Here is a 14,459-nt window from a genome sequence, read left to right on the forward strand (position 1 = left end):
AATATAAAAAAAACTCTTAATACAAAGGTACTAAGAGTTTTTGTTTTAATGTTATTTAGATACTTAGTAGTTCCACATATCTTCTTCGAAATTACGAATCTTCTCTTTTACTCTTTCAGACTCCAATAACTGATTTTGTGCATTATCTTTCATGTAATCTTTAATCTCACGATCTCCGTACATATTTTCTTCTTTATAGATAATAGCATTAAAACGTCTTGAATTTAAGATTTGATCAAATGAAATTGGAGTTGCTGAATTCCTATCATTAAAAGCTTTTCCTTCGTGCAATACTTCCCGCGCATTAGGAAAGAAAACCCAGAAAAGCTCAATATAATCTTTCTCATCACTATTCATTGTATAAACATCTGGCGTAACAGGGCAAATTCCCAGCAAGCGATATTTTAAATCACTTTGTCTTTTGTCAAAATACCAATATCCTTTTATTTTATATTGTGTCACATCAGCAGCAGTTAAATCTTGTTTTAAGATGTATTCTGCCGGAACCGATCTTGTCGGACCAACAGTTTCATCAATATAAGAAACAGACTTCTTTTTACCTGTACCGGTAACTATTTTTTTCTTTACCACACGAGTTCTATACTCATCCGGATATTGGTTAATTAATTCCCTGCCCGCATCTGTTGTATCTACTCGGGATAATGCACCCTGAATGTCTTTTAAAGATTTTTTAGTATTAAAATAACTGTCGCTGTACACTTCAGTTATTCTTCCACTTCTAATACCTCTTGTCAAAACATCATAAAGCGAGCGTCTGTCAGGACCAATATTGGCCGTGTCTACAGGAAAATATAACGGAAAGTTGATTTTTTCGTTTAAATCAATAATTTCCCATACTGTTTTCCCCATCAAAACATCTCTGTCATCGACATAACCATAAGATAATGGTTTATCATTGTCTGAAATAAGCTGCGCCGCACTCTTTATACCAATCTGGTCAGCTGTTTTTGCATTAAGCAGATTCGATTGTGCATTTGAAACAAGACCGCCTGTAACAAATACAATAAACAATAAAAAAAATTTCCCTTTCATCATAACAATTTTTTGTAACAAAGCTAACGCAATATTTTGTATTTTATTGTTATTTTCCTACAATTAACTGAGTTTTTATAATTAAGGCCTAAAAAGCTCATATTTAACAGCGATACACCTAATAAAAGCGAACCAAGAAAATGCGATATAAACGACTTACTATCAAACATGTAACAAGACTCCATATTCAATTATCAAATCTTAATTGCAAAATCATTACAAAGGCCAATTAGGTCCAATAAAAAAAGCTCCTACTGCCAAGGCAATAAGAGCTTTTTATATAATGTATTTTAGATACTTAGTAGTTCCACATATCTTGTTCGAAGTTACGAATCTTCTCTTTTACTCTTTCAGATTCTAACAATTGGTTTTGTGCGTTATCTTTCATGTACTCTTTGATCTCACGATCTCCGTACAAGTTTTCTTCTTTATAAAGAACTGCGTTAAAACGTCTTGAATTTAAGATCTGATCGAATGAAATTGGAAGTGCAGAGTTACTGTCGTTAAATGCTTTTGCTTCATGTAATGCTTCTCTTGCATTAGGGAAGAAAACCCAAAATAACTCGATATAATCTTTCTCGTCACTATTCATTGTATAAACATCCGGGGTTACAGGACAAATTCCTAGTAAACGATATTTCAGTTCACTCTGACGTTTGTCAAAATACCAGTATCCTTTAATTTTATATTGTGTAACATCAGCTGCTGTTAAGTCTTGTTTCAGGATATACTCAGCCGGAACAGATCTTGTTGGACCAACTGTTTCCTCAACATAAGAAACAACTTTCTTTTTACCAGTACCAGTAACTACTTTTTTCTTCACAACACGTGATTTGTAGTCATCCGGATATTGGTTGATTAACTCTCTACCAGCATCTGTTGTATCAATACGAGATAATGCACCTTGAATGTCTTTCAAAGATTTTTTAGTATTGAAATAACTGTCGCTATATACTTCAGTTATTCTGCCGTTTTTAACAGCTTTCGTCAAAACGTCGTAAAGAGAACGTCTATCAGAACCAATATTAGCCGTATCTACCGGAAAGTACATTGGAAAATTGATTTTTTCATTTAAATCAATGATTTCCCAAGTCGTTTTTCCCATCAAGATGTCTCTATCATCTACATAACCATAAGCCAAAGGTTTATCATTATCTGAGATAAGTTGCGCAGGAGTTTTAAGTCCTATCTGAGCAGGTGTTTTCGCATTTAGCAAATTAGATTGCGCATAAGAAGAAAAACCTCCAGCGATAGAAACAATAGCTATTAAAAAATTTCTTACTTTCATCGTGGTATTATTATAAAATATTGAATGTAGGTTTACCTACTTTTATTATAGTATTTCGAAAATTACCGGAGCAGTTCTTGGCAATAAGTAACTACCAGCTCCAACAAGTTTAGTTTTAATTTCAGAAATAGTAACCTGATCTCCTTTTCCGGCTCTTGAAAGTACTTGTTTACATTGTGCATTTAATCTGTTACCAGAAACAACAACAGTAGGCTGTCCAGCAATTTTCATATTAAATCCAACAACATCTAAACCAACCTCAAAATCAAAGTCATTTAATTTAGCTCCAATAGTAGCAACTTCTAAGTTAGATTTAGGTCCTTTAACAACACCTTGTTCTCCTCTAATTGTACCAGTTGGTCCAGGAATACCTTTAATTCTAAATGTTTTCTTATCTGTAACTTTATCTCCGTTTGGTAATGTACCTGTAACAGCAATTGTAGCTTCATTACCAGAACCCGGATTCATGTTATATTTCCCTGGTTTCCCAGCAGAAGATAATCCCGGAGCACTTGCAACAACTTTGTTGTCAGCAACACCAGCGAATGATACAGAGATTGGGTTAACTACACCTCTATAAACAACATTCATTTTATCAGCAGAAATAGTAGCAGAATTTGGTCTTGGTACTACAACATAAGTTCCTTTAAATGGCAAATTAATTTTTTTCCCATCTTCTATGAAATTAAACTGACCGCCAATATTTTGTTCCCCAACATTACCAGCTGTTAAATTAATTCTAGCTTGTCCAGTAGCAGGATCTAAAGAAGCTCCTGTTACACTTTCTGGCTTAGTGTTTTCATCATAACGTCCTAAAACTACCTTACCAGTTACTTTTTCCCCTTGGAAATAAGCATTTTTATCTAAAACAACAATTGCTTGATAGTTACTGTAAGAAGCAGCAGCTACAGCCGCTTTTCCTAAAGCACTATTGTAAACGTCAGCTTCAGTTTTCTTTACGTCATTTTGCCAAGCTGAAAGTTTAGCAGCTGATGCAATTGCAGGAAAACCTTTAAAGTGATATTCTAAATATCTTTCTTTGATACCTTCTTTGTTTTTTACATCAGAAACATCAAATTTTTTCTCAACCTCAGAAATAATTCCAGCATATTTTTTATCTGTACCTAAAGCAGCTTTAATATCTGATTTGTATTTCTCAATTTTAGTAATGATTTCCTTTCCTTTTGCTGTATAACCGTCTCCTGTAAACCAGTCATCGATATTATCACCTCTGTCCATAGACTCATAAGGTAGTTTTCCTGTTTCCTTATCAACCTCAAATCCTTTTATAGATTGAGCTTTTAAAGAACCAATATAATCGTAAAATTCTTTTGAGATTGTTTCTACTTTATGAGCAGTAGATGCAGCAATAGCGAATTCACCTTTTGCCTCAGCAGCTTTTTGATCTAAAGACATCAACAAACTTGCATTTGTTTCAGTTGAATTAGTATTTGCTCCTTCGAATTTTTCATTCATCAAACCAAAAGCAGATATAACTTCTTTTGATACATTCATTGCTAACATTGCGATGAAAACCAGATACATCAGGTTAATCATCTTCTGTCTAGGGGTTAATTTTCCTCCTGCCATTTTTTCTAATTAGTTCTTTATTAATAAATTTAATATAATAGTCAAAAACTAATTATCCTTTGTTACTCATTGCAGAAAGCATACCACCGTAAACACTGTTTAAAGAAGCAATGTTTGCAGTCATAGATTGCATTTGTTCCTTTAATTTAGAAGCATTTTCAGCAATTTCGCTGTTTGCTTGTGCATTTCTTGAAGCACTTTCTAATTGTACTTTGTATAAGCTATTTAATGATTCCATTTGTGCAGCAGCCATAGACATTTCCTCAGCATATTTCTTTTGTCCTGCAATAGAATCTACTGTTGGAGAAATTGCTTTCGCAGCTCCTTCGAAATTTTTAATGCTGTTTCCTAAACTTGCCATTAACTCACCGTCAATTTTAGCTTCTTTCAACATTACATCTAATTTTTGTGACAACAATCCTTGTGCATCCGCTGGAGCCTCAACTTTGTCAGCTTTTTTTCTAGCCTGACCGTTAGCTAATTCAGGGTAAACAAGAGTCCAGTCTAATTCATCTTCAACTGGTTCGAAAGCAGAAAGTGCAAAGATTAACGCTTCAGTTACCAATCCAATAGATAACATCACAGTTCCTGTTAATGGTCCAATTTCAAAGTGAGTAATTTTGAATAAAGCTCCAATAATTACTACTGCCGCTCCCATACCATAAGCGAAATTCATTGCTTTTTTACTTAATAATGCCATAATACTTTTTTTTAGGTTTTAATTTAAAATAGATTTGATTTGGTTATTTGAATTTAATTATTATTTACTTTTTTTTCCGCTTCCTGTTGTTTGAGTCCCCATGTAATCTTGTACAGTTCTAAAACCAATATAACTTCTTGCTGAATCTGCATATTCGTGGTCACGAGTACTTACCTGTAGGAAATAAGCAACATCTTTCCAAGAACCTCCACGAACCACTTTTCTTTGGTTGTTTCCGTCAATTACGTTAGGATTCATTGTAGAAACATATTCGTATGCATTTGGATTATAAGCTGAATCTGTCCACTCTGAAACGTTTCCTGCCATATTGTATAATCCGTAACCGTTTACTTCGTATGATTTAGCTTCAACTGTATATAAAGCTTCATCTGCAGCATAATCTCCTCTGCTTGGTTTAAAGTTTGCTAAGAAACAACCTCTGTCACTTTTAGTATAAGGACCACCCCAAGGATAAGTTGCAGATTCCAGACCTCCTCTTGCAGCATACTCCCATTCTGCCTCGGTTGGCAATCTGAATGCATTTACTAAATCACGTCCTTTTTTCTTAGATTTGATATAGCTGTTTTTGTTTAAAGTTCTCCAAGCACAAAATGCTTTTGCTTGTTTCCATGTTACACCAACTACAGGATAATCTCCGTAAGCTTTGTGCCAGAAATAATCATTGTGCATTGGCTCATTATAAGAATAAGCGAAATCTTTAATCCAAACTGTTGTATCAGGGTAAACGCTTACTTGTTCTGTTTTAACGAAGTCTTTTCTTTTTCCAACTTTGGCTTTTGCAGCAGCCTGAATATCCATCCAAGAATAACGGAATTTCAATTTATTTACATCAATTGTTCTTAAACCATTATATGATTCTTCAATTGGCAAATACATAGAGTCCATTACCTCAGCATAATACTCATCCGGATAAGCTTTAGTATCTTTAATTAACTTCACTTTTTTGTTTAATTTTCTACCAGCATACGGATCGTCTTTTGTTCCTACACTATAGTAGTTATCATACATATATTTATCATATGCCGTCATTTTGTCCGGCTCTGAATCATTAAATGCATAATCTGCAATACTTCCACCTTTTTTACCTTTATCACCAGTAGATTTTTGTCCTGTTTCATCAGCTAAGATTGCTAAACGAACTCTCATTGTAGAATCTTTTACCCATTCTACAAACTGACGGTACTCGCTGTTAGTAATTTCTGTTTCATCCATATAGAATGAACGAACCGTTACTGTTTTAGTCGGAGCATCTTCAACATTAGCTAAATCAGCATCTGATTTACCCATAATAAAAGATCCACCTGGAACTAACGTCATTCCATAAGGTTTTTCAGGATGCCATTTCCCTCCTGTAACACCAACTAACTCACCTTTGTCTCCTGACTTACCACAGCCAATTACCAGTGTTAACATTGCTGCAAATGCAATAAACTTCTTCATATAAATTTGGGATTATCTATTCATTATTATAAGTCCGTAAACGTATTTATTATTTATCTAAAAAACAATACTAGTTGCGAAATTTATTTTACCGTTCAAAAATAATGTTAAATAAAATAAAAAAAAAATATTTCATCGATAAACTAACAGAAAAAATCGACGTAAAACGTTAAATTTTATACTTTATATTTATTTTCTTACTAATATATTTTAACATTTTTAAAAAACTCAAAAAAAACCACAATTTTCGCTTAAATTTTACTCTATAAAGCGTTTTTTCGTTGTGCTTTCCACCATCTTTCAGGCAATTCCTGATTACAAGCGCTCAAATACTCGTCGTACGAACACGGTAATAACGTATTTCTTTTCAATTTATTATGACCATTTGATTCGAACGGAATTTCGATCCACCAACGATCTGTTTTATCACTTTTATAGAAAACTAATTCTTCATCTTCAAGAGGAACAATATATTTTAAATACGTTGCCCGACTACCAAAAGGATATTCTTTTGATCGATAATGATACCCTTCGATAAAATACCACACTATTTGTGCAATAATAGCTGCTTCCGGCGCTGTACTATGATGATTAAAAACTCCAAAACAGGAAACTTTATCACTAATTCCGGCATATCTGGCCAATGAACATATTTCTTTTCCGTTGAATCCGTTTGGCTCAAAAGAAACCATGTTAGCTGACGCTGATGATTTTACTGAATTAAGATCAATGCTTACCAAATCAGCATCTCTAAAAACGGGCTCTGCCAATGCAATTTTACTGGAAATTTCCCCTAAACGATAGGCATCAAAAAACAATTTTTCGATCAAATCGATTTCTTCCTGAGAATTGTAATAGGTTTGATATCCTATATTACAGTAATTAAAAAGATTATTTGGCTCATCGATAATAATTTTAGTCAGATAAGAATTAGCCGAAACGGTTTCATTTTCTTTACCAAAGTCAAACTTATTATCTACAGCAACCATGTTTACCATTTGCTCTAAATCATCATATGCACGGTATAATGCATAGGTCAAATCCTGTGAACCTCCTATAACTATAGGAATCACTTTATTCTTAATTAAAGTAGAAGTTACCTTTTTTAAAGCAAAATAAGTATCCTCTACAGAATCCCCTGCAAGAATATCTCCTAAGTCAGCAATCGATGCATCCCAATTACCGGGAAACATATTATACAGTTTCTTACGAACTGCATTCAAATTAACCTCATTAATTACATTGCTATTACGGCGATCTTCTAAAACACCTACAATTGCAATTGTAATTTTACTAATATCAGGAAACTGATCCTGTGTATGCAAAACAATTTTGCTTCCCAATTCTTGTGAAGACAATGAATTAATGAATTTTAAAATTCCGTCATTAACTGGTTCTAGAAAATCAAATTCCATTTATTATTTCTTTTTAGCAGCTGTTTTTTTAGCTGGAGCTTTCTTAGCGGTTGTTGCTTTTTTTGCTGGTGTCTTTTTTGCCGGTGTTTTAGCCGCAATCATTTCCTGAACTTGGGTCAGTGTCAATTTTGTTGCATCAACATCTTTACTTAGTTCAATTTTGATTTTACCTTTTGTAATTACCGAGCGCCCCCAACGTGCTTTTTCAACCAAAATTCCTTCGTCCTCCCAATTGTGGAGTACTTTATCTATATTTTTCTGTAATTTATCCTCAATTAATTCCTCGATTTCCTGTTGAGATAAATTATCGAAATTGTATTTTTTACTTACGTTAATGAAAATACCGTTCCATTTGATGAACGGACCAAAACGCCCTACACCTTTTTGAACACCTTCGCCTTTGTAAACGGCAATCGGAGCATCGGCAATTGCTTTTTCATCGATTAATTCCTGCGCTCTTTCCTTAGAAAGACTTAACGGATCTTCTCCTTTTGGTAAAGAAATAAATACACTTCCGTGACGTACATAAGGACCATAACGACCATTACTCACCTCTACTTCTTCTCCTTTATATTCACCTAAGTTTTTAGGCAATAAAAATAAATTCAATGCTTCTTCAAGGGTAATATTCCCAATGTTTTGATCTGCCATTAAACTGGCAAACTTTTTATCTTCGTCATCTGCTTCTCCAATTTGAGCCATTGGTCCAAATTTTCCTAAACGAACAGAAACTTGTCTTCCCTCAGCATCTTTCCCCAGGATTCTTTCTCCGCTTTCACGTTCTGCATTTGCTTCAACCTCTTTTACATTTGGGTGAAATTTATTGTAGAACTCCTGCATCATGATTGCCCAGTCGATATTTCCTTCGGCAATTTCATCAAAATCCTGTTCTACTTTTGCAGTGAAGTTATAATCTAAGATGTTCCCGAAATTCTTCACTAAGAAATCTGTAACGATTGTCCCGATATCTGTTGGAACTAATTTCCCTTTATCAGAACCTGTATTTTCTTTCAACAGCTTTTCATCAACTTTATCTGCTTGCAAAGTAAGTTGAGTATAATTACGTTGCTGACCTTCAAGAGTTCCTTTTTCAACATAATTTCTGTTGATGATAGTCGAAATAGTTGGCGCATACGTAGAGGGACGACCAATTCCTAATTCTTCTAATTTTTTTACCAAAGAAGCCTCTGTGTAACGAGCCGGAGGTCTTGAATACCTCTCGGTTGCCGTGATATAGTTGTTAACTAATTTTTCGTTTACTTTTAATGCCGGCAACATTCCTTCTTGTTCTTCCTCATCATCATCATGTCCTTCTAGGTAAACTTTCAAAAATCCTTCGAAAAGTAAAACTTCTCCTGAAGCTGTAAAAATTTCGCTGTGATTATTGGCCTCAATTTTTACGTTTGTTCTTTCAAGTTGCGCATCACTCATTTGAGAAGCCAATGTTCTTTTCCAGATCAAATCATATAAACGAGCCTGGTCACGGTCAATGTTTACGGTGTGACGCGACATATCAGTTGGACGAATTGCTTCGTGCGCTTCCTGAGCTCCTTTACTTTTGTTGGCAAAAACTCTCGGTTTTGAAAATTCTTTACCGTATGATTTTATGATTTCAGCTTCAGCGGCATCCATTGCATCTTTAGAAAGATTCACACTATCTGTTCTCATATAAGTAATAAGTCCAGCCTCGTATAAACGTTGTGCAAGCTGCATGGTGATTCCAACTGGCAAATACAATTTTCTCGCTGCTTCTTGTTGAAGAGTCGAAGTTGTAAAAGGTGCTGTTGGTGATTTTTTGCTAGGTTTAGTTTCTAAATCGGCTACCTTATATTTTGATCCGATGTTTTGTCTTAAAAAATCTTCGGCTTCTTTTTTTGTATTGAAGTTTTTTGGCAATTTGGCTTTGAAAGATTTTCCAGCCTCATTTACAAATTCTGCTACGATAGAATAACTTGCAACTGCATTAAAGTTTTGAATCTCGCGTTCTCTCTCTACTATCAAACGTACTGAAACTGATTGTACACGACCAGCTGATAATCCTCCTTTAATTTTCCTCCATAAAACAGGAGATAACTCATAACCTACTAGACGGTCTAATACTCGACGTGCTTGTTGTGCGTTTACTAAATTATAATCTATTTCTCTTGGATTTTCGATTGCTTTAAGAATCGCAGATTTTGTAATCTCATGAAAAACAATTCGTTTGGTTTTTTTAACATCCAATTTTAATTCTTCCGCCAGATGCCATGAAATAGCCTCCCCCTCGCGGTCCTCATCGCTTGCTAACCAAACCATTTCGGCATTCTTAGATAGTGTCTTTAATTTACTTACCAGGGCTTTTTTATCCGGAGAAACTTCGTATTTAGGCTTAAAACCATTCTCTACATCTACACCAATTTCCTTTGATGGCAAGTCGGCTATGTGACCATAACTTGACTCTACCTGAAAATCACTTCCTAAAAATTTCTCTATCGTTTTCGCCTTTGCAGGTGACTCCACTATTACTAAATTCTTTGCCATTGCTCTATTTTTCTGCAACAAAAGTATCTATTTTTTTTAAATATCAGCCTAGCGAATTGATTTTTGAGTTATTTTAGTATTATGATTCTTAAAATTACAGATTTATCTGTATTGCTACCTATTATATATAGGTATAACTTTTATAGGTTTATGACCACCAAATATTCTTTTTTACCCAATATTAATAGCACGGATTGTAGTGAAAAGCCCAGAATAAAAAATGCAAAAGTTTCTTGTTTTAAAAAAGCGACCAACGGAATCTCTTTTGAAAACATTAGAAAATTTGTGCTTTTTATGTCCCGATAGCTATCGCGATGTAACGGAAAGCTGGAAATAGCTTTAAAATATTTTAGATTTTAGATTCCCTTATTCTTTGTCGCTTCCAACAATCTAAAATCTGAATTCTAAAATCTAAAATCTTTTCTCTGCCATCTTGTCACATTGATCACATTTGCGTTATCTTTGCACTTTGAAATTATACAATGGAAAAGATTATTGAAGAAAGCAAACAGGGCGAAAGTCTTGTTTTAGAAAATAAACCTGAGAATACTAAAAAACTTTTTATAGAGAGTTACGGTTGTGCGATGAATTTTTCGGACAGTGAAGTTGTAGCTTCTATTTTATCAATAAACGGATATAATACTACACAAACTCTTGAAGACGCCGATTTAGTCCTGGTAAATACCTGCTCGATTCGGGATAAGGCCGAACAGACTATTCGTAAGCGTCTGGAGAAATACAATGCGGTAAAACGTATTAACCCAAAAATGAAAGTGGGCGTTTTGGGCTGTATGGCCGAACGTTTGAAAAGTCAGTTTTTGGAGGAAGAAAAAATAGTCGACCTTGTTGTTGGTCCTGATGCTTACAAAGATTTGCCTAATTTACTGGCAGAAGTTGAAGAGGGCCGCGACGCCATTAATGTAATTTTATCCAAAGAGGAAACCTACGGAGATATTTCGCCGGTTCGTTTGATGAGCAACGGAATTACAGCTTTGGTTTCGATCACTCGTGGATGCGATAATATGTGTACGTTTTGTGTTGTACCTTTTACACGCGGACGTGAACGTAGTCGTGAGCCTCAGAGTATCATCAACGAAATTCAGGATTTGTGGGACAAAGGTTTTAAGGAAATTACGCTTTTAGGGCAAAACGTTGACAGTTATCTTTGGTATGGTGGCGGTTTGAAAAAAGATTTCGTAAATGCATCGGATATGCAAAAAGCAACTGCTGTTGATTTTGATCAATTACTTGAAATGGTTGCTATTGGATTCCCTAAAATGCGTATTCGTTTTTCGACTTCTAATCCGCAGGATATGCACGAAAGTGTTTTGCACGTGATTGCCAAATATCCAAATATCTGCAAACACATTCACTTACCGGTTCAATCGGGAAGCGATAGAATTCTAAAAGAAATGAATCGTTTGCATACCCGTGAAGAATATATGACTTTGATTGACAAAATCAGAACAATTATTCCTAATGCTTCGATTTCGCAAGATATGATTGCCGGTTTCCCAACAGAAACTGAACAAGATCACCAGGATACCATGAGCTTGATGGAATATGTAAAGTATAATTTTGGTTATATGTATTCGTATTCTGAACGTCCTGGAACTCTGGCAGGAAGAAAAATGCAGGATGATGTTCCGGAAGAAACCAAAGCCAGAAGATTACAGGAAATTGTGGATTTACAACAAAAACATGCCTGGTTTCGTAGTGAAGAATATGTGGGACAAATTGTAGAGGTTTTAGTAGAAAAAGTGTCTAAAAAGTCAACCGAAGAATTCTCAGGAAGAAATTCTCAGAGTATTACGGTGGTTTTCCCAAAAGAGAATTATAAGATTGGGGATTTTGTAAACGTAAAAATCACAAGTTGTACTAGTGGAACTCTAAAAGGTGAAGCGGTTGGATTAAGCAGCATGAATTAAAGTTTTTTTTGCCACAGATTAAAAGGATCAAAATGATTTTATACATTACTTTTCTTACTTTTAAGTTGTGATAAAAATTAATTAAGCAACATTATAGAGAAGCTCAGACTTACAAGCTTATAGGAATTTGTATGGAAGTCCATCCAAATCTTGGACCAGGTCTTTTAGAAGTAATTTACAAAGATGCTTTAGAAATAGAATTTAGAAACAATATTTCTTTTGAAAGAGAAAAAGAATATTCAATTGAATATAAAGGTAGAATCTTACCTCATAAATCTTATGCTGATTGTATAATTAATGAAGACATAGTTTTAGAGGTTAAAGCAGTAAAAGAATTTTCAAATGAACATATTGCCCAGATTTTAAATTATATAAAATTATCAAATTCAGAAGTTGGACTTCTTGTCAATTTCCAAACAAAATCGCTTCAACATAAAAGATATGTTTTATAAAAATTAAAAGAATCTGTGTTAATCATTTTAATCTGTGGCATAAAAAATAAAAATATTATTTGTGGTTTTAAGACTCGTATACATTGCGTAACTTGAAACCTGAAACAAATAAAACTTGAAACAAAACATACATGGAAACAGTTCAAGCAATAAAACAGCGATTTGAAATTATTGGAAATGATCCGAAATTAAATCGCGCCATCGAAAAAGCCATTCAGGTTGCTCCTACTGATATTTCGGTAATGGTAACTGGGGAAAGTGGTGTTGGTAAAGAAAATATTCCAAGAATAATCCATTCGCTTTCGCACAGAAAGCATGGTAAATATATTGCCGTAAACTGTGGTGCAATTCCGGAAGGAACTATCGATAGTGAACTTTTTGGTCACGAAAAAGGCGCTTTTACAGGAGCTACAAGTACACGTGAAGGTTATTTTGAAGTGGCAGATGGCGGAACTATTTTCCTGGATGAAGTGGGTGAATTACCACTGACAACTCAGGTTCGTTTGCTTCGTGTACTTGAAAACGGTGAGTTTATAAAAGTAGGTTCGTCTCAGGTTCAAAAAACAAATGTGAGAATTGTGGCCGCTACAAACGTAAACTTATTCAATGCAATTGAAAAGGGAAAATTCCGTGAGGATTTGTATTATCGTTTGACAACTGTCGAAATTACCCTACCGCCTTTGCGAGAAAGAAACGAAGACATTCATTTATTGTTTAGAAAATTTGTTGCCGATTTTGCACATAAATATAAAATGCCACCGTTGAAACTAGACGATGATGCAGTTCAGCTTTTGCAAAAATTCAGATGGAACGGAAACATTCGTCAGCTGCGAAATGTAGCCGAACAAATATCTGTTTTAGAAACCAATCGCGATATTACACTTGCCACTTTACAATCGTATTTACCAACTGAAGGCACTAATTTGCCGTCTGTAATTAGCGATAAGAAAAAAGAAAGCGATTTTAGTACCGAAAGAGACATTTTATACAAAGTCCTTTTTGATATGAAAAGCGATCTGAATGACCTAAAGAAACTTACTCTGGAATTGATGAAAAACGGTACAAAAGTACAGGATATCAACCCTAATTTGATTCAGAAGATATACGGCTCGCAGGAAAACGAAAGCGAAATTGATTTTGAAGAGGAACCTAGAACCGCTGTTATGACTCCTGCAACGCGCGAAGATAATTATCAGATGCAGGACGATAACTATTTGTTTGCTGAAACCATTGAAGAAGAAGAGGTTTTACGTTTAGAACAAAAAGAAATCGAAATGATCAAAAAATCATTAGAAAAAAACAAAGGAAAGCGAAAAGCTGCCGCTGATGAATTAGGCATCTCTGAACGTACTTTATACAGAAAAATTAAACAATTCGATTTATAAAAATAAATAAATCCCAAATTTTTTAAATACTAAATTCCAACTTTTAAAAAGTTAAATATTAAAAAATAAATCCCAAATTACTTAGCAGTTCGCCAGCGCTCGGGTCCAAATTGTTATATTTGAAAAAAATTGGAATTTTACAACTACACTGATTTTATGAAAAAAATATATTCTCTATTAGCTTTAATGAGCCTTTTTATGCTAAGCGGCTGTGGGCCTTACAATTTTACAGGAACAGGAAAAATCGATGCTAAAACATTTCAGGTTAACTTTTTCCAGAATAATGCTGATTTGATTGAACCGGGAATTGACAGAACCTTTACACTGGCTTTACAGGATTTAATTCAAAATCAGACCAATTTAAACTTAGTAAGCAATAGTGGTGACTTAGTTTACGAAGGAGAAATTGTAGATTACAGAACCACTCCAATGACAGCAACTGCAGATCAGCAAGCGGCTCAAAACCGTTTAACGATTCGTATAAATGTTAGGTTTACCAATAAAAATAAAGAAACAGATGATTTCGAGAAACCATTCGAATTCTATTATGATTTCCCTGGAACCGGTTTACCAACAGGTGCCACTTTAAATACTGCCCTTCAGGCTATTTTTGAAAGAATCACGCAGGATATTTTTAATGATTCATTAGCTAAATGGTAAAATTGTT

At 34.4% G+C, this 14,459-nt stretch carries 11 protein-coding genes; 4 read left to right on the top strand and 7 right to left on the bottom strand.

Annotated elements, in window-relative coordinates:
• Positions 1–63 precede the first annotated feature (63 nt).
• From gldN (IRZ78_RS21445) to topA, 7 genes are all read right to left on the bottom strand, one after another.
• Positions 64–1,053, bottom strand: coding sequence for a gliding motility protein GldN (gene gldN / locus IRZ78_RS21445; RefSeq protein WP_194618626.1), 990 nt, complete (start codon positions 1,051–1,053; stop codon positions 64–66).
• Positions 1,054–1,351: 298 nt separating this feature from the next.
• A complete protein-coding gene (gldN, locus tag IRZ78_RS21450) occupies positions 1,352–2,341 on the bottom strand; it encodes a gliding motility protein GldN (RefSeq protein ID WP_194618628.1) in 990 nt (329 codons plus the stop codon).
• 45 nt (positions 2,342–2,386) lie between these two features.
• On the bottom strand, positions 2,387–3,931 hold the full coding sequence (gene gldM / locus IRZ78_RS21455) for a gliding motility protein GldM (protein WP_194618630.1): 1,545 nt from the start codon (positions 3,929–3,931) through the stop codon (positions 2,387–2,389).
• 52 nt (positions 3,932–3,983) lie between these two features.
• Positions 3,984–4,631: a gliding motility protein GldL gene (gene gldL / locus IRZ78_RS21460; protein ID WP_194618632.1), complete on the bottom strand. Its 648-nt coding sequence runs from the start codon at positions 4,629–4,631 to the stop codon at positions 3,984–3,986.
• A 60-nt stretch (positions 4,632–4,691) separates the two neighbouring features.
• Positions 4,692–6,092, bottom strand: a complete 1,401-nt coding sequence (gene gldK, locus IRZ78_RS21465) for a gliding motility lipoprotein GldK (protein ID WP_194618643.1) — start codon at positions 6,090–6,092, stop codon at positions 4,692–4,694.
• Between the two features lie 263 nt (positions 6,093–6,355).
• A complete protein-coding gene (locus tag IRZ78_RS21470; RefSeq protein WP_194618645.1) occupies positions 6,356–7,507 on the bottom strand; it encodes a formimidoylglutamase in 1,152 nt (383 codons plus the stop codon).
• A gap of 3 nt (positions 7,508–7,510) precedes the next feature.
• Positions 7,511–10,027 carry a type I DNA topoisomerase gene (topA, locus tag IRZ78_RS21475; RefSeq protein ID WP_194618647.1) on the bottom strand — a complete coding sequence of 839 codons (2,517 nt, stop codon included), beginning with the start codon at positions 10,025–10,027 and terminating at the stop codon, positions 7,511–7,513.
• Between the two features lie 482 nt (positions 10,028–10,509).
• On the opposite strand from topA, the gene miaB reads away from it, so the two are divergent.
• The 4 genes from miaB (at position 10,510) to IRZ78_RS21495 (ending at position 14,452) form a co-directional block, all read left to right on the top strand.
• The gene (miaB, locus tag IRZ78_RS21480) at positions 10,510–11,955 is read left to right on the top strand and encodes a tRNA (N6-isopentenyl adenosine(37)-C2)-methylthiotransferase MiaB (protein WP_194618649.1); all 1,446 of its coding nucleotides are present in this window, start codon (positions 10,510–10,512) and stop codon (positions 11,953–11,955) included.
• 80 nt (positions 11,956–12,035) lie between these two features.
• Positions 12,036–12,407, top strand: a complete 372-nt coding sequence (locus IRZ78_RS21485) for a GxxExxY protein (protein ID WP_194618820.1) — start codon at positions 12,036–12,038, stop codon at positions 12,405–12,407.
• A gap of 131 nt (positions 12,408–12,538) precedes the next feature.
• Complete coding sequence (locus IRZ78_RS21490) at positions 12,539–13,792, top strand: sigma-54 dependent transcriptional regulator (RefSeq protein WP_194618651.1); 1,254 nt, start codon at positions 12,539–12,541, stop codon at positions 13,790–13,792.
• Between the two features lie 156 nt (positions 13,793–13,948).
• Positions 13,949–14,452 (top strand): LptE family protein, encoded by a 504-nt coding sequence (locus IRZ78_RS21495; protein WP_194618653.1) that lies wholly within the window; start codon positions 13,949–13,951, stop codon positions 14,450–14,452.
• Positions 14,453–14,459 lie beyond the last annotated feature (7 nt).

The organism is Flavobacterium sp. CSZ, assembly GCF_015350725.1.
In the GTDB taxonomy this organism is placed as follows: domain Bacteria; phylum Bacteroidota; class Bacteroidia; order Flavobacteriales; family Flavobacteriaceae; genus Flavobacterium.